Here is a 16,301-nt window from a genome sequence, read left to right as displayed (position 1 = left end):
AAGCCTTTACACTTTATTTTTTCTTCTTGGTGTTAGACTGCACGCTTGCACCAAATAATAAATTTCAACCTTTTGAGATAATTTATGGCAAGTATTTTTACTCAGATAATTAATGGCGATTTACCTGGCAATTTTATTTGGAGAGATGAAAAGGTCGTAGCTATTTTGACCATTTCACCCATTAAGGCTGGTCATTGTTTGGTCATCCCTGTTGAGGAAATTAATCATTGGGATGATGTTCCGGAGGAGCTGGCGAGTCATCTAATGCTGGTTGCGCAAAAGGTGGCGAAAGGGCTGAAAGCAACTTACTCACCGAAGCGAGTGGGCGTAATGATCGCTGGGATTGAAGTGCCACATACCCATATCCACCTGATACCCGTAGATGAATTGTCAGACTTTGACTTCTCTAAGCAAAAGCCTGCTTCTTCAGAGCAGTTGGCACATGAGGCGGAAAAGATTCGACAATCCCTAAAGGAGCTGGGCTTTAGCGAGGCGGAGTGCGGCTAGGTCGTTAAGATTGATTTTTTAGACTGCATGGTCATATGGTGTCCCCAAAATATTTGTGGGACACTGCATCCAAGTCCCCCGCTTACTGAGTCACATAGGTATGAACTGGTAATAACGATGAGATTCCTCTAATGATGATTTTGAAGAAGACACTCTTTGCCCCGCTGGTAGTAGTCCTCGCCACAGTCGCTGCGTTTTGCACTAATGCCCAGGCAGAAGAAATGGAAACTAAGCGTTTCGATATGGAAGGGTTCACTCAGGTGTCTCTCAAGGGAAGTTCTCACTTGAAGTTGATTCAGGGGGACAGTTTTGAAGTTGTCGCTGTCGGCCCTGTCAGCACAATGCCCTACGTCAAAGTTGAGGTGAAAGGGGAAAGGTTGGAGTTATCCGTTGAGGAAAACACCCAGAACCTTTTTGGATTTGTCACCATATCCCGAGGGCAGGGAGATGAAGTTAACTTCACCGTGACGATGCCTAAAATTGAGGCTCTTAAGGTGACTGGCTCTGGTGAGGCTAGATCTTCAAGTGTTGAGAGTGAAGGCCTAACTTTGGGGGTGACGGGCTCAGGAATGATCAATATCGACAAGGTCGCCGCAGAATCCTTGAAAGCGTATGTTACTGGTTCCGGTGATTTGTTCCTCAACAAGGCATTGACTGTCAAAGGGGAAGTAGCGGTGACAGGCTCTGGCGACATGAAGATAAGTACTATTACCGGTGAGAGTTTACTAGCGGAGATACAAGGTTCCGGCGATATGTTGGTTGGCGGGCGAGTCGCCGATGTGAACGTTCGCCTCATGGGTTCAGGAGATTTTATTGGCCGCAGTCTGCGCGCCGATACTGCCAGCGGTTCAATAATGGGATCGGGTGATATTGTCTTGAAACGGCCGGGAACTGACTCCTTCTCAGTGATGGGGTCGGGAGACGTAGCGCTGGTTGACTAAGTGGCGGCTCCTGAGCCCCCTTGCATCTAAGGCGTTCGGCCAGAGGGCTGTGCGCCTATTTCTTTTTGGGGGTATTCTTGAGCCTCCATCATCCTCTCTATCCCCATTTCTGGAAGTCAGCTTTATATGGAGCCCAAAGTGACAGAGTGTGTGTCGCTGGACCGCGAAGATTCTATGTCTCGCGAGAGTCAATCTCGCCCACATTTAAAAGAAAAACTACGGCGCTGGAGCCGAGAGGCCCAGGATAAATCCCACTGGGCCGCCGAGCGCTTGTTGGACCGACGCATCTGTATCGGTATCACTGGGCTCAGTGGTGCTGGCAAGTCCACGTTTCTCACCAGTCTGATATACCAACTCTGCAATCCGGAGAAGTCTCAATTACCTGGTTTTGCCCCTGCGCTCAATGGCGATCTGTTGGGGGCAGAGTTGAAGCCAGCGCTGGACTCTGGTTTGGCGCCATTTGACTATCAGACCTGCCTGTCGGCACTGATGGCTGAGCCACCTAGTTGGCCACAGAGTACTAGAGATGCTTCGGCTATGGAGTTACACATCCATTTACGCAGCCGGCGCCGTTTTCGGGGTAATGGTAGAAAGACGTTGGTAGTGGAGTTGCGTGACTACCCCGGGGAATGGTTGATGGACTTGCCGCTATTGCGTATGGATTACGCAGAGTGGTGTCGTCATCAAGCACACCTATTTTCTACAGATGCGCGATCAATGCTGGCCCCCCGGTTGATAGCTCAGCTGGCAGCACTGTCCCCCCAGGCGAATGCCAGTGAAGTAAATTTGGACGAATTATGGGGGGAATACCGAGCTTATCTCCTGAGTTGCCGAACCAAGTTGAATCTCAGTTATTTACAGCCTGGTAGAGCGCTGCTAGACGAGGAGGCGTACGGGGTAGTCCCACTCCTGGATTTGCGTGGTTTAGATGCTGGGCAGTTAGCTGCTTTGTCTGAGAGTAGTGTTTTTAAGGTTTTGCAGGCGCGTTACGAACGCTATGTGCGGGCGCAGGTAAAACCCTTTGTAGATAGCCATTTTCGACATATCGATCGACAACTGGTACTGGTAGATATGATTGGCACTCTATTTGCTGGTGAACAGTCCCTGGAAGATATGCGTCTGGCATTTGCTCATATTGCCGATACATTCCGCTATGGCGAATCGGGGTTTTTAAGCAAGCTATGGCGCCCAAAGGTTAATCGACTCCTTTTTGCTGCGACTAAAGTCGATCAGGTACTTGCTGCCGACCACGATGCTTTGAGGCAGCTTCTAGGCCAGCAGTTACAACAGACTTTCTCCGATGCCCGTCACCGGGGTTTGCCGGTATTTAGTGAGGCGATTGCCGCGGTTCGCTGCTCTAGAGAGGGGCAGAAGAATGGACGGAGAATGCTGATGGGTTATGACCTCGAAGGGCAGTATTTGGGTTTTGAGAATGCGGAAATTTTTGCCCAGGCGCCCTATGAAGAGCAGGGGTGGAGCCACTATGCGGGAGCTGCACCACCACAGCTGCGGCCTCCAGTGGGAATGCAGGAAGGACATATTCCACATATACGGGTGGATGCTCTTTTGAACCTTCTGTTGGGAGATAAGGTTTGATTAACAGTGATAAAAATACTGAGTACCGTCGCGAAACACGTATCGAGTCGCTAGATGAGCCTGGACAGGAGGTCCCGCACAGAGATGCGACGCGGGTGGAACCGCTTGCGGATGAGTCAGTGGAGATTCCTAGGTCAATAACCACTGGAGAGTCTCTTCCTGATCGGATTGCTTTCTCCGAGTTGCGCCTACCCACTTTCCGGTTTAAGTGGCTAAAGCCAGCAGTGCTCTCTGCGCTTGCAGTAGTGGTGGTCGTGGTCGGATGGGAGTTTTATGGACTTTATCAATGGGCGGTCGATAAACACTGGGGATTGGGACTTTTTGTGGCTGTTTTGATGGCGGGCTTCAGTGCAATCATTGGTAGTTCCGTGTGGGAGTTTTTCCGAGCGGGGCGCCCACTGAACAAGCTTGAAAAAACTCAGGCAATGGCTGCCGAGGCCCGAGACTGCCGCAGTCACCAAGAGGCGCAAGTATTCAGGCGCAATTTGCAGGAGCATTTTGCCGGTAAGCCCCAAGGTGTACTGCTCAATCGAGTTCTAGATGAGGCAGCTGACTATTACGATAGCAGTGAGTTGTTAGAGCATTTAGAGGTTACCTTCTTAAATGCCCTTGACCAAGAGGCTCTAAGGAGAGTCGTGCGCCACTCAACGAGCACTGGTGCACTGGTTGGGCTGAGCCCTTTTGCCAGTATCGATATTCTGGTTGCCCTGAGGCAGTCACTGCGAATGATTGATGATGTGGCGCAGATTTATGGTGTGCAGCCGTCTCTTGTGGTGCGATGGCGCTTGTTCAAGAGGGTTTTGTCTTTGGTCGCCTACACTGGCGCGAGTGAGTATGCGATCAGTGAAATGTGGCCGGAACTTGTTGGCGATAGCATGCTGAGCACAGTATCTGTGCGTTTGGGGCAGGGGGTCGGAGCCAGTCTGTTTGTTGCGCGTATCGGCTTGGCGACAATGCAAAGCTGTCGGCCAATCCCTTTTACTGAAAAGCAGCGCCCTCGCCTGAGATCAGTTATGGCCCGTATTGGTGGTGGCCTTAAAGAGAGGATGCCCGAGTTGTTTTCTATGGTTGGGCTTAGCTCGCGAAAGGAAGCAAAGGTTCGGAAGGCGGGTACCGAGTAGCTACTGGGATCGTAAGTCAATCTCTTGGGCTGACTATTTGATGTAAGGGGGCGAAAATCTGCCCCCTTTGTCAGCAACTTATTGAAACTGTTTTTTCATCAACATGCGGGTGTGATGTCGATCAACCAGCTGGGCCAGGGCTTCATAGCGGCGCTGTATGAAGGGGGCGGGGTTGTTATTTCCCGATTCATCCCGATATTCAACTCCAGACCGGACGTGTTGGAGCTCCTTGGCTAACTCTCTGATGGCGGTGAAGATCTTTTGTGTGTCGTCTTTGCTGTGAAATACTGAGCTTTTTGTGGTGTCTGTCAGGTAATCATCGCACTCGCTCAGCCAGTCCAACCTCTGTTCAAGAAACTGTATTGTATTGCGAATTCCCCCGGTGTATTCGGGGTTGAAGTTATGGTTGATATACTTGTCGAGGCTACGCATGCCCGAGCCGACAAATTGTTCAACCACATCGCCACAGTATTTTTCTGACAGATAGGATGGATGAGACTTTGCGCTGCTTAAATTGCTGATGAGCAGTAGAGAGGTAAGCAATAGGGCGCGCTGCATCACTGCATTTGGGTATTTCATATTATTGCCCATAGGTTTTGCTCTTATTAATGACTGTTATTTTATCCGCCTCAGGTTTTTTTGTTGTGCAATTTCCTCTGGCGGGCTGATATCTGTGACAGCAGTCACATGAATATCCAAAGCGAAGTCAAGTGTCAACGGTTATTAAGTAAGAATTGTCAGCTTGAGATGGTTGTTCACAGAAAACTTATTGTCGGGCTGTTTAAAAATTATTCGAAGCATAGCTGAGTGGGAGTTTATTTTGGCTGAGTATGATTTTGATCTGTTTGTTATTGGTGCCGGCTCTGGTGGCGTGCGTGCAAGTAGGATGGCTGCTGCACAAGGAATGAAGGTCGCTGTGGCTGAAGACCGCTATATGGGGGGGACCTGTGTAAATGTAGGTTGTGTTCCCAAAAAATTATTTGTTTATGCGAGTGGCTATTCCGCAGGCTTTTCTGATGCTCGAGCCTATGGCTGGAATAGCGCGGGAGTTGAGTTTGACTGGCCAACGCTGCGGGATAACAACGCAAAAGAAGTTGCTCGACTCAATGGGATTTATCGCAATTTGCTGGATAACTCTGGGGTGGAAACCCTAAATGGCAGAGCCAGCATCAAAGGTCCTCACAGTGTTGTTGTTAACGGCAAAGAAATTACTGCAGAGCGTATTTTGGTGGCGACAGGCGGATGGCCATTTATTCCGAATATTCCGGGACGGGAATTTGCGCTGACTTCCAATGAAGTTTTCTCAATGGAAAACTTTCCCAAGCGAGTTTTGGTTGTTGGTGGGGGTTATATTGCCGTCGAATTTGCAGGCATCTTTGCTGGTCTCGGCGCGAACGTGCACCTCTCTTATCGAAGAGATTTATTTTTGCGAGGATTCGATCGGGATATTCGCACTTTTGTTCGCGATGAGATGCAGAAGAAAAATATCGATCTAAAGTTTAACCACAACGTTGTTTCTATTGAGAAGCTTCAGGATGGCAGCTTGCTCGCTCATGCCGATGATGGTTCCAGTATTAATGTAGATATGGTGCTTTACGCTACTGGGCGCGTAGCAAATGTTGAAGGGTTGGGGCTAGAGGAGCAGGGTGTTGTCTTGCACAAGGATGGCACAATCTCTGTGGACGATAATTTTAGAACTAGTGTGCAGTCAATCTATGCACTGGGAGATGTAACGGGTGAGCCTCAGCTTACTCCTGTTGCCTTGGCGGAGGCTATGGCCTTGGTTAAGCATTGGCGCACTGGAGAGACGGCTGAAATTGACTATAACAACATTCCTACAGCGGTATTCTGTCAACCGAATATCGGAACTGTGGGGTTGTCCGAAGAAGAGGCGCGGGGCTCTGGACTCGACGTCACTATTTATAAGTCGGAATTCAGACCAATGCGTCACACTGTGAGTGGGAATACAGAGCGGACATTGATGAAGCTGGTTGTAGATGCGTCCAACGACAAGGTGATTGGCGTGCATATGGTTGGCGATGACGCAGGGGAGATTATTCAGGGGATGGCCGTAGCACTTAAGGCAGGAGCTACCAAAAGCACCTTTGATTCAACGATTGGAATTCACCCCACCGCTGCTGAGGAGTTTGTAACTATGAGAACTCCAGTTGCAGGTTAGGTGCTGTTGTTACGCTGTAGATATAAGTTGCAGTTGTGAATAATGAAAAAGGCGGCATTTTGCCGCCTTTTTTGTGACTCCCAGTTTTTAGCTGGGTTCTTCTACAACCTCTTGTAGGGCTTGGTGCCGCCGTGTTTTCTTGCGTTCACTACGCTCTTTCAAGCAGCGCTCGGCGGAGGCGAATGTGTCGTTTACCGCTCGGTGTATGGATTCGTTCTCACTACTAATAGTCACGGGATTGCCACTAATCGCAAGCTCTAGTGATGCCTTGAAGTGTCTGCCTTTAGTTTTGTGTTGATGGGGAGCTTCGAGGACTACGCGACTATGTATGATGTCGCCACAATAACGTTCCAGCTTGTTTAACTTCTTGGATACGGTAGTCGCCAGGGCGGCTGACTTGTCGATGTCGCGGAACACAATGTTATCGTTAGGCGCTGATTTCATGGGCACATACCTCCGGTTAAAAGAAACCATGCAGGCCGCTGTTGCGGTTTGCTGTAAAGAAGGTAGGGCGCCCTAGTGGGAGGGTTCGAGGCTGCAGTTGAAGCGCCGAGCTGCCGGAATCGCAACGATTGTTTGCTGACAAAGCAGCTTAGGGTGTTTTACGTCCGGGTCGGGTTTCCGCTGAGTTCAGCGATCTTCTCCCTGGTATCCATAATGCTTCCGCCAAAAAAAAAATCAAGCGCTATCGCAGAAAAATTTCATATAAATTTTGGAGTGGTGTCACTGTGGTGACTCAATATTGTGGATTTGAAGGTTTATTGATCAGCTAGTTGGCTCAGGTGAACGCAAGGTCATTGCTCATAGCTTGCTCCCTGCGTAAAATTGACCATATTGCGCAGTAGCTTCACTCTGTCGTAGATTCAGAGTCGCTGCGCTTCCAAAACACGAAACACATCAATTCGAGAAATGGGTTCACGACGATGGCGGTAAAGCGGTGTTGCTCGCTCCTTTTGGCGGGCTTAGTAGTTATGGGTGGGGCAGTGGCACAAGCACAGACGCCCCTCACGGCGGAGAAGAACCGTCTTGCGCGATTGGAGCAGTCTCTTGAAAATAGGAGTGTTGGGCTCGAGGATGTCGAAAATGAGCTGCTCTCCTATGAATATAAGCTCGAGCAGGCCCAGAAATCTCTCGATGACCTGCGCTTGGAATACGAAGCGAGTCGCCAGGAGCTCAATCAAGCGACCCGGGCTCATGAGTCAACCCCCAATTCAGATACTGAGCGTCGCCTGAAGAAGGCTAAGCATGCCTTCGCTATGGCGGAGAGAGGTGTCGATAGCCGTTCACGTCGTCTCGAGTTTATTAAAGAAAATCATCAGCAGCTTCAACAAAAACTGGCTGAAGAGAAACAGGCAATTGCTGATGCCAAAGCTAAGATTTCTGCCCAGCAGGATAAAATTAGCAAGATGGTTGAGGATATGCTGGCAAAGGCTGAAGCATCCGAGAGAAGGGCGGCTATGGCGCGAGCTGCTGCTACTAATGAGAAACCAAAGCCCCCGCAAATTAAAGCTCAGGTCGAGCCGCCAAAGCGCGAGGAGCCCGCAAAAGTGGAAGCCGTTGCTAAACGTGAGATCGATGCCGACTTATTCGATTATGTAAAGCGGGAAACAGCACGTCTGAGTGATCTCCTGGCTGACGAAGAAGGTAACGATAGAAAAACGTTCCGGGATCTTGAGTTGCGGCCAATTGGGGGGGAAAGAGTGCCCTTTGAGTTTTTGGGGGAAAATCAATATCGCTTGGTAACTACCGTTGAGTCAGGTCGCCAAACTTATAAAATTAACACTTGGAAATTCCGCCGTACAATTCCGGCTGAGGATGATGGGGCTCGCTATGTCTTTATTTTTGATGCGCGTCGTCTGTCTCGACCAAGATTGGTTATGTATCCGGAGTATGTGCTGTCAGAGTTGAATTAATTGTTCAGTGAACAAGTAAATAAAAAAGCGAGCCTTAGGCTCGCTTTTTTGCTTTTGGGGTTCCAGAAAATAGATTTTACCAATGGGGGGGAGTTTTACCGCGACTGTAGAATAGTTGTTAATAGGGGGGTGTAAAGGCTTCCAGCCGGGCTTGGTTGACTTTGGTAGAGAGTAATATTGTTAATTGTTATTGGGTGTTCTAGGTCGACTGGAGAAAATCCGTGAAATTGTTTCCTGTTTCTGCACAGGGTGATATGTGGGCGATAGCACCGATTTTCTGTCGGTATCGATAGGCTCTCTGCGAGGCGTTTGACGGACATATGCAAGGTCGCCAATTGTTTGGTGACTGTGATTTCTGCGGCGATTAGATGAGCATCATTGCCTGGGAAGGTATCAAGTTTAAATAGGCGAGTTTTCGTCTCAGTTGTGTTTCGAGCGATTGAGGTCAGGCCGGTTTTTAGCGGCGGTATTGTTTTTATTGGAACCTGGCCTAAAAAACAAAGAGTGATATGACGATTCTTACAGGCTATCCAGTGGGCGCTGGCTAAAGATGGGACGCTTAGTTTGTTCGTGATGAGGCTCGCTAAGTAATTCAAAAATTCTTGTGTTGTTTTATCCAGCTGGATGCCAATAAAGATTCGACAAGTGGGCTCTTTAGGTTTTTTGTAATTTTTTGGCATAAAATTTATCTGTCACCCTTGAATAAGAAACCTCTGCCCATATCTCTGTAGTACAGGTGGTAGCTTCAATGAAAAGTGCCTCTGAATAGAGTCCGGTCATTTGACGGACGTGGTTTTAAATATTGCTCTGAATTGAGGATATGATAATGCGTAATTTTGATTTCTCTCCACTTTATCGCTCTGCAATTGGTTTTGACCGTATGGCCAGTCTGCTCGATGCAATGACCACAAGCGAGCAAAAGCAGCCTTCCTACCCCCCTTACGATATAGAGCTGACTGGTGAGGATAGCTACAGAATTTCCATGGCTGTCGCTGGCTTTGAGCAGTCTGAACTCGATATTCATGTGGAGCAAAATCGTTTAGTGATTAGCGGTACTAAGCCAGAAAGTAATAGCCAGGGAAATTATTTACACAGGGGTATCGCCGCAAGAAATTTTGAGCGACGCTTTCAGCTTGCCGATCACGTGAAAGTGACCGATGCAAAACTGGCTAATGGGTTGTTGCATATAGAATTGGTACGCGAAATACCCGAAGCGATGAAACCACGAAAAATTTCGATTACAGAAGGTAATGTGCTGCAGCACAGAGAGAATGAGACTAAGTCCACTGCCGCAGTAGCGTAAGTTGTCACTTCATTGCCCGCTGTGCCGCCAAAGTGCGGTACAGCTTTACCATCAGGATAAATTCCGCAGTTATCATCAGTGTGATAACTGCGCGCTCGTTTTTGTGCCGCAGCAATACCATCTGACACCTGAAAAAGAGAGAGCTTATTACGACCTCCATGAGAATTCGATGGAGGATGACGGTTACCATCAATTTCTTAGTCGTTGCGCGCAGCCGTTACTGAAAGAGTTGAATGGAGCCTGTCATGGCCTGGACTTTGGTTGTGGCCCGGCGCCTTTATTGGCCAGAATTATGGCGGAGAGTGGGCACCGGGTGGACCTGTATGATCACTTTTACATACCGGCCAGAAAGGCGCTGCATAGGAGCTACGATTTTATTGTCGCTACAGAAGTGATCGAACATCTTGTGAGGCCGGGAGAGGAGCTTGAAAACCTTTGGCAAAGGCTTCGCACGGGGGGGGTTATGGCCCTGATGACGAAACTGGTTATTTCTGCAGAGCGCTTCGCCAATTGGCACTACATCAGAGACCCTACACATATTTGCTTCTTTAGCGTGAAGACATTTGAATGGTTGGCTCGGTCACTCGGTGCCGAGCTCCAGTTTGTTCACAGCGATGTTATTTTTCTAAGAAAATTAAGTATTGACCCTGAATAGCTTGGCTCGCACCGTGGTGCGGTATTCACTTGGAGTTGTTGCCAGGAATTTTTTAAATAGCGCTGTGAAATGCCCCATATCCTGGTAACCAACTTTTTCAGCAATTTCATTGACCGATAAATTGCTTGATTGTAAAAGTTCGCGCGCCATGTCAACCCTGACATTTTGCAAATACTGCAGCGGTGTCTGTCCTGTAGCAAGTTTGAATCGGCGATTGAACGATCGCACACTCATATCGAAAAGTTGTGCCACTTCGCTAAGGCGTACCTCGGTATTACAATGTTCTTTGAGCCAGGCCTGGGCTTGAACGATATCTTCGTCTGGGTGTAGGTGAACAGATCCTTCTGAGTAGGCTATCTCTTCAAATGGGCGGCGAATTTCGTGAGAGAAATTGCGCTCCACATGACTGGCGATGGCCGGTCCATACAGTTGACGGATCATATGAACCGTTACGTCGGCGAGGGCATTGACGCTGGCCGCACAGAAAAGTTTGTCTGCCTGGGTAATAAAATACTGACGTTTTAACTTTACCTCTGGATAGTCTGAGCTAAATTGATCAAAATAATGCCAGTGGGTGGTTGCAGGTTTTCCGTTAAGGAGGCCCGCTTCGGCCAAAAAGCAAACTCCGGTACCCACAGCACTAATTGCAGCTCCTTGTTTTTCCTGTTGGCGCAGCCATTCCAATATTTTTCCGCCTCGCTTAAGGGCGGGGCGGGGGTTGCGCCACATGGTCGGGATGTAGATTAGGTCGCTATCTGGTGCATCGCTAAGAGCGACGTCCGGTTGAAGGGTAAACCCGCAGCGGGTATTTACTGGTGCCCCATCCAAACTGGCGGTCACCAGTTTTAGGCTGCCCTTGATGCCCTCAACCCTGGCGCGACTCTCCGCACCGCGGAGCATCTCAAGTGGGAGAACGGTACCGGTTGCCAGCATCTGGTCGATAAGTAGAAAAGTTACTGTTCGCATTACACATCTATGCGCACTTGCGCTATTGGCCAAAACACTCAATTTTGCTGGCCAGTATGCCCATAACTGGACAGAATCGCCACCCCCTACACTCGCATCTCTTATTTTTATAGTGTTAAGTGCTTGGCTGGAGGTCAGGATGCAGCGCCTTCCCGTAATCACCGCATTCGGTGGATTCAACCCTGCTGGACGTAGTTCTTTCCATAGGGGGTACTCTCGCCTCGTGCTAGATAAGCTGGGTAAGGAAGAAAGGGATAGCACTCTTTCCGACCTGGCTGCCCTGATGGGCTTGCGTACCGGAGACAACGCTGAAGGCATTTTGGACCCTGCCCTTGAGCAGCAGGTGTTGGATGGTACTTTGGTGCGCGAGCTAGAGAGTCGCTATTACGACTACCGCAAGTGCCATTTCCATCAGTCTGCCCAACTCGCAAACCCCCAGGGCCTGACATTCGAAATTTCCACCCGGCAGCTTCCGCAGCCTGTGCCCGCTCATTGGCACTTGGAGCATATCCAGGGCGGCAGGGTTCGGGTCACCACAGCTGAGCTGTCAGTTTTGTTGGATAGCCACCGCGAGATAAGTGTGGCTGCTGCCGGCCAGCTCCCAACCGGATTTGAACCGGGCACTAAATATAACTCTCGATTTCACCCGAGGGGACTGCAGTTGGCCCTCTTGGGCGCATCAGATGCTGTGCAGTCTTTGGGGGTTGATTGGGATACCGTTGTATCTGCGGCTGGGCCGGGAAATATTTCACTCTATGCTGCCTCGGCAATGAGTCAACTGGACCCATTTGGCAACGGTGGTCTATTGCAGTCCCGCCTGCGAGGTGGTCGCGTAAGCTCTAAACAGTTAGCGCTTGGTCTAAATAGTATGCCAGCGGATTTTGTTAACGCTTATGTGCTCGGAAATGTCGGTTCTACTGGCGCTGTTGCCGGTGCTTGCGCAACCTTCCTGTACAACCTTCGCGCTGGCGTTGAAGATATTCGCTCGGGTAGGGCGCGGGTCGCTGTAATTGGTGCGGCTGAGGCGCCCCTTGTGCCTGAAGTTGTCGATGGCTACTCAACGATGGGTGCTCTTGCCACTACCGAGAATTTACGCAAGCTTTTCCCTGGTGAAATTGATTATCGACGCACCAGTCGCCCGTTCGGTGAGAACTGTGGTTTTACCTTGGGTGAGGGTACCCAGTGGGTCATCTTAATGGATGATACTCTGGCGCTTGAGTTGGGTGCTTCCGTATATGGTTCGGTTGCCGGTGTGTTTACCAATGCTGACGGTACAAAGAAATCGATTTCTGCGCCGGGTCCCGGGAATTACCTGACGATGGCCAGGGCAATGGCGGAGGCGCGGGCAATTGTGGGCGAGGATAGTTTGCGGCGTCGCAGCTTTGTGCAGGCCCATGGCTCCAGTACGCCGCAAAATCGGGTTACTGAGTCCGCTATTTTTGATCGTTTGGCCGGCGCATTTGGCATTGCCGAGTGGCCGATTTGTGCGGTCAAGGCCTTTTTGGGGCATACCGTCGCTTCAGCCAGTGGAGATCAGTTAGTTACAGCGTTAGGTGTATTTGATCGCGGCATACTCCCGGGAGTGACCACCGTTGATCACATCGCCGATGATGTTCATTGTAAGCATCTGGATATTTCCCTTGAGCATACCGATAGGGGCAGGGGTGCGCTTGATTTAGCGTTCTTAAACTCGAAAGGTTTTGGTGGAAATAATGCGACGGCAACAATTTTGTCCCCGCAGATCACAAAATCAATGATGGAAAAGCGTCATGGCAAGTCGGCCATTGTGGCGTCTCAAGCGTTGAACGAGAAGGTTGTAGAGCAGAGCGAAAAGTACAACACCAAGGCTTCTCGTGGTGAGCTTGATGTTATTTATCGATTTGGTGAGGGCATGATCAATGAAAGTGAGATCACTATCTCAGAAGAAGAAATTTGTTTACCCGGAATGCCGCCGGTGAAGCTGCCAAATGGAAATCCCTTTGAAGATATGGTGTGATTGGCTTTTACATAATGCCTCAACTTCGGTGATTTTTACCTGAGGGAGATTGCACAAAAGGAGCTAATGGGGAGCATGGATGATCCTGAAGAGGATGTTGGCGCCCGCTTGAAAATGGTGCGCCACATTTACGGTATCTCACAGAGGGAGTTGGCGAGACGGGCTGGGGTAACCAACGCAACAATTTCTTTTATTGAATTGGGAAAGGTTAGCCCTTCCGTAAGCTCCTTAAAAAAAATATTGGGCGCCATTCCTATGCCGCTAACCGATTTTTTTTCCTTGGAAATATCGGGCGCAAAGCAAATTTTTTTTCGCGGAGATGAAGTGCCTGAGGTCGGTCACGGCTCTGTGTCCTGCCGTTTGTTTGGAGGGGCAAAAGCAAACTGCGGCATGTCGCTATTGTGGAAAGTATTTCCGGCTGGGGATGACACCGGCTTTTCTCTCGAATCTGCTGAGGGGGAGATTGGTGGGGTGGTTGTCAGTGGTGACCTGGAGGTTACGGTTGGCTCCGACTTTGCCCTGCTGAGTGCCGGTGATGGGTATTATTTTGATGCTCAGCGTCCGCACCGCTTTCGAAATACAGGTCGCTGTGACTGTGTAGTTGTCAGCGCAATGATGCCGGCTTATGGGCATCCCGACCTTCAAGAGCCCAATTCCTGAAAGGTGGTTTAGAAAAGAGGGAGTTCGTGCCAAGTGGCTGATAAGGCAGCACGATCCGAGATAGACTAGCCCAGCTTTAATTTCTCTCTGTTCGCAAACTGGCGAATTTCTGTACTTTGGCACTCCTGGTGCCACTCCATTTGTAAGAAATAGTATTCAAACAATCGTTTGAATCTGGCTATACTACGGCTGACCAAATTGGGCCTAAGTGTCACCGCGCTGTGCGGGGCGGCCCTTGGTTGCACAAAAATTCCGACCCCGGGCCCAGGATCGCGGCCCAGAATAAAAGAGGTCAATCAATGTTATTTAGTGGCAAAGCGCTCACGGTACAGATGCTGGACAACGGCATCGCCGAGCTCAAATTCGACCTGCAAGGCGAATCCGTCAATAAATTTAACCGTCAGACGGTTTCTGAATTCTCCCAAGCGCTGGATGCTATCGAAGCAGCGGATGGTGTAAAAGGTGTACTGCTGACCAGCGGTAAAGGCGTCTTCATTGTTGGTGCTGATATCACTGAGTTTGGTGGTGCCTTCTCTGCAGGTGCAGAGGGCGTTGCTGATCTGATGAATCAGAACAACGAAAATATCAACCGCCTGGAAGACCTTCCGGTACCGACTGCGGTAGCAATTAATGGCTACGCGCTTGGCGGTGGTTTTGAGGTATGTCTTGGCTGTGACTTCCGCCTGATGGGCGAAGAGGCCAAAGTTGGCCTTCCGGAAGTTAAGCTGGGTCTGATTCCGGGCTGGGGTGGCACTGTTCGCCTGCCGCGTGTAGTGGGTGTTGATGTTGCTGCTGAGTGGATTGCAGCGGGTAAGGAGCAGAAGCCTGCCGCCGCTCTGGAAGCTCACGCTGTCGATGCGGTTATCCCCACTGCCAAGCTCAAAGATGCAGCGGTCAAGCTGCTTGAGCGCGCTATTAATGGCGAGCTGGACTACAAAGCCATTCGCGAGCTGAAGAAATCTCCAATCCCCTTGAATGATACTGAAGCGCTAATGGCCTTCTTTACCACCAAGGCATTTGTGGGTCAGCAGGCGGGTAAAAACTACCCCTCTCCCGTAGCTGCGGTTGAGTCAATCGAGCAGGGCTACAAGCTGAGCCGTGATGAAGCGCTGAAAATCGAGCAGGAGAAGTTCATTTTCTGCGCGCAGACCGGCACTGCGAAGTCTCTGGTAGGGCTGTTCCTGGCTGACCAGGCAATTGGTAAAGTTGCCAAAGGTTGGGAGAAGAAGGCCGATAAGCCGATTGAGCGTGCGGCAGTATTGGGTGCTGGCATTATGGGTGGCGGTATCGCTTACCAGTCTGCCTACAAAGGCACTCCGATCAAGATGAAGGATATCGACCAGAAGGGTATCGATCTTGGTCTGAATGAGGCGAACAAGCTGCTGTCCAAGTTGGTTGATCGCAAGCGCCTGACCCCCGTCAAAATGGGTGAAGTGCTCAACCGTATCGAGCCTACCTTGAGCTACGATGGCTTCAACGATATCGATGTTGTTGTGGAAGCCGTGGTTGAAAATCCCAAGGTGAAGCACGCAGTATTGAAAGAAGTGGAAACCAAGGTAAGCGAAGACACTGTGATCGCTTCTAACACCTCCACTATTTCTATTAACCAGCTGGCTGAGCCGCTCTCTCGTCCGGAGAACTTCCTCGGTATGCACTTCTTCAACCCAGTGCACAAAATGCCGCTGGTTGAGGTGATTCGCGGAGAGAAAACTTCCGACACAGCTGTAGCTCGCGTTGTTGCCTACGCAAATAAGATGGGCAAGAAGGCTATTGTTGTACGCGACTGTCCTGGATTCCTGGTTAACCGCGTTCTCTTCCCTTACTTTGCCGGTTTCTCCATGCTGGTGCGCGATGGCGCTGACTTCCAGGCCGTTGACAAGGTGATGGAGCGTTGGGGTTGGCCGATGGGCCCCGCTTACCTGATGGACGTTGTCGGTATCGATACCGGTGTTCACGCAGAAAGCGTAATGGCTGAAGGCTTCCCCGATCGCATGGGTAAAACCTTTACCGCTGCTTCCGACGTTATGTATGAAGCGGGTCGTTACGGCCAGAAGAATAACAAAGGCTTCTACAACTACGAGCAGGACAAAAAAGGTCGCCCGAAGAAAGTGGCTACCGAAGAGTCCTACGAGCTGCTTAAGCCGCACGTTGCTGAACGTCGCGAGTTTGAAAAAGACGAAATTATCGAGCGCATGATGGTGCCTATGGCAACCGAGCTGGCTCGCTGCCTGGAAGAGGGTATCGTGGATTCCCCAGCTGAAGCTGATATGGCGCTGATCTACGGCATTGGCTTCCCTCCGTTCCGCGGTGGAATCTTCGCGTGGTTGGACAGCATTGGTCTGGATGAATTCGTGAAGATTGCCGATAAGTACGCCGATCTGGGTGAGTTGTACAAGCCGACCGATCGCATGCGTGAAATGGCCGCAAGTGGCAAAACCTACTACGGCGACAAGTAAGGAGAATA

At 50.0% G+C, this 16,301-nt stretch carries 15 protein-coding genes; 11 read left to right on the top strand and 4 right to left on the bottom strand.

Annotation, left to right across the window (positions count from 1 at the left end):
* The first annotated feature begins 84 nt into the window (after positions 1-84).
* From ACJJIS_RS13515 to ACJJIS_RS13500, 4 genes are all read left to right on the top strand, one after another.
* The gene (locus ACJJIS_RS13515; protein ID WP_413665159.1) at positions 85-507 is read left to right on the top strand and encodes an HIT family protein; all 423 of its coding nucleotides are present in this window, start codon (positions 85-87) and stop codon (positions 505-507) included.
* A gap of 131 nt (positions 508-638) precedes the next feature.
* A complete protein-coding gene (locus tag ACJJIS_RS13510) occupies positions 639-1,448 on the top strand; it encodes a GIN domain-containing protein (RefSeq protein WP_444896696.1) in 810 nt (269 codons plus the stop codon).
* Positions 1,449-1,586: 138 nt separating this feature from the next.
* Entirely contained in the window at positions 1,587-3,044 is a 1,458-nt protein-coding gene (locus ACJJIS_RS13505) for a YcjX family protein (protein WP_444916088.1), read from the top strand.
* Positions 3,041-4,165, top strand: coding sequence for a TIGR01620 family protein (locus ACJJIS_RS13500; RefSeq protein ID WP_475708326.1), 1,125 nt, complete (start codon positions 3,041-3,043; stop codon positions 4,163-4,165). Before ACJJIS_RS13505 ends, ACJJIS_RS13500 begins: the two co-directional genes overlap by 4 nt.
* 78 nt (positions 4,166-4,243) lie before the next feature.
* Here ACJJIS_RS13500 and ACJJIS_RS13495 read toward each other — a convergent pair whose 3' ends face one another.
* Positions 4,244-4,744 (bottom strand): hypothetical protein, encoded by a 501-nt coding sequence (locus tag ACJJIS_RS13495; RefSeq protein WP_413665163.1) that lies wholly within the window; start codon positions 4,742-4,744, stop codon positions 4,244-4,246.
* 241 nt (positions 4,745-4,985) lie between these two features.
* On the opposite strand from ACJJIS_RS13495, the gene gorA reads away from it, so the two are divergent.
* Positions 4,986-6,344, top strand: a complete 1,359-nt coding sequence (gene gorA / locus ACJJIS_RS13490; protein ID WP_475708325.1) for a glutathione-disulfide reductase — start codon at positions 4,986-4,988, stop codon at positions 6,342-6,344.
* 87 nt (positions 6,345-6,431) lie between these two features.
* Here gorA and ACJJIS_RS13485 read toward each other — a convergent pair whose 3' ends face one another.
* A complete protein-coding gene (locus ACJJIS_RS13485; protein WP_413665165.1) occupies positions 6,432-6,788 on the bottom strand; it encodes an HPF/RaiA family ribosome-associated protein in 357 nt (118 codons plus the stop codon).
* 539 nt (positions 6,789-7,327) lie between these two features.
* On the opposite strand from ACJJIS_RS13485, the gene ACJJIS_RS13480 reads away from it, so the two are divergent.
* The gene (locus ACJJIS_RS13480; protein WP_475708324.1) at positions 7,328-8,257 is read left to right on the top strand and encodes a hypothetical protein; all 930 of its coding nucleotides are present in this window, start codon (positions 7,328-7,330) and stop codon (positions 8,255-8,257) included.
* A gap of 95 nt (positions 8,258-8,352) precedes the next feature.
* On the opposite strand, the gene thpR is transcribed toward ACJJIS_RS13480, so the two are convergent.
* Complete coding sequence (gene thpR / locus ACJJIS_RS13475; RefSeq protein WP_444942160.1) at positions 8,353-8,937, bottom strand: RNA 2',3'-cyclic phosphodiesterase; 585 nt, start codon at positions 8,935-8,937, stop codon at positions 8,353-8,355.
* 146 nt (positions 8,938-9,083) lie between these two features.
* Between thpR and ACJJIS_RS13470 the strand changes: the two genes are divergently transcribed.
* Positions 9,084-9,560, top strand: coding sequence for an Hsp20 family protein (locus ACJJIS_RS13470; RefSeq protein ID WP_444942159.1), 477 nt, complete (start codon positions 9,084-9,086; stop codon positions 9,558-9,560).
* A 1-nt stretch (position 9,561) separates the two neighbouring features.
* Positions 9,562-10,215: a class I SAM-dependent methyltransferase gene (locus ACJJIS_RS13465; RefSeq protein WP_475708323.1), complete on the top strand. Its 654-nt coding sequence runs from the start codon at positions 9,562-9,564 to the stop codon at positions 10,213-10,215.
* Here the strand turns inward: ACJJIS_RS13465 and ACJJIS_RS13460 are convergent.
* A complete protein-coding gene (locus ACJJIS_RS13460) occupies positions 10,195-11,181 on the bottom strand; it encodes a GlxA family transcriptional regulator (protein WP_413665170.1) in 987 nt (328 codons plus the stop codon). The two genes, ACJJIS_RS13465 and ACJJIS_RS13460, sit on opposite strands and share 21 nt — an antisense overlap.
* A gap of 139 nt (positions 11,182-11,320) precedes the next feature.
* Between ACJJIS_RS13460 and ACJJIS_RS13455 the strand changes: the two genes are divergently transcribed.
* The 3 genes from ACJJIS_RS13455 to fadB all read left to right on the top strand — a co-directional run bounded on the left by ACJJIS_RS13455 (position 11,321) and on the right by fadB (position 16,293).
* Positions 11,321-13,177 (top strand): beta-ketoacyl synthase, encoded by a 1,857-nt coding sequence (locus tag ACJJIS_RS13455; RefSeq protein WP_445358667.1) that lies wholly within the window; start codon positions 11,321-11,323, stop codon positions 13,175-13,177.
* Positions 13,178-13,252: 75 nt separating this feature from the next.
* On the top strand, positions 13,253-13,837 hold the full coding sequence (locus ACJJIS_RS13450; RefSeq protein WP_445358666.1) for a type II toxin-antitoxin system RelB family anti-toxin: 585 nt from the start codon (positions 13,253-13,255) through the stop codon (positions 13,835-13,837).
* Between the two features lie 299 nt (positions 13,838-14,136).
* A complete protein-coding gene (fadB, locus tag ACJJIS_RS13445) occupies positions 14,137-16,293 on the top strand; it encodes a fatty acid oxidation complex subunit alpha FadB (RefSeq protein WP_444942155.1) in 2,157 nt (718 codons plus the stop codon).
* Positions 16,294-16,301 lie beyond the last annotated feature (8 nt).

It is taken from the genome of Microbulbifer maximicatervae (SeqCode), assembly GCF_056231245.1.
The sequence above is the reverse complement of the archived record's forward strand: the minus strand, read 5'-3'. Positions and strand labels throughout refer to the sequence as shown.

Coding starts and splice junctions, on each gene's coding strand:
- ACJJIS_RS13515 (WP_413665159.1), top strand. CDS start 85: ATGGCAAGTATTTTTACTCAGATAATTAATGGCGATTTACCTGGCAAT.
- thpR (WP_444942160.1), bottom strand. CDS start 8,937: ATGCCAAAAAATTACAAAAAACCTAAAGAGCCCACTTGTCGAATCTTT.
- ACJJIS_RS13470 (WP_444942159.1), top strand. CDS start 9,084: ATGCGTAATTTTGATTTCTCTCCACTTTATCGCTCTGCAATTGGTTTT.
- ACJJIS_RS13485 (WP_413665165.1), bottom strand. CDS start 6,788: ATGAAATCAGCGCCTAACGATAACATTGTGTTCCGCGACATCGACAAG.
- ACJJIS_RS13510 (WP_444896696.1), top strand. CDS start 639: ATGATGATTTTGAAGAAGACACTCTTTGCCCCGCTGGTAGTAGTCCTC.
- ACJJIS_RS13455 (WP_445358667.1), top strand. CDS start 11,321: ATGCAGCGCCTTCCCGTAATCACCGCATTCGGTGGATTCAACCCTGCT.
- fadB (WP_444942155.1), top strand. CDS start 14,137: ATGTTATTTAGTGGCAAAGCGCTCACGGTACAGATGCTGGACAACGGC.
- ACJJIS_RS13495 (WP_413665163.1), bottom strand. CDS start 4,744: ATGAAATACCCAAATGCAGTGATGCAGCGCGCCCTATTGCTTACCTCT.
- ACJJIS_RS13460 (WP_413665170.1), bottom strand. CDS start 11,181: ATGCGAACAGTAACTTTTCTACTTATCGACCAGATGCTGGCAACCGGT.
- ACJJIS_RS13450 (WP_445358666.1), top strand. CDS start 13,253: ATGGATGATCCTGAAGAGGATGTTGGCGCCCGCTTGAAAATGGTGCGC.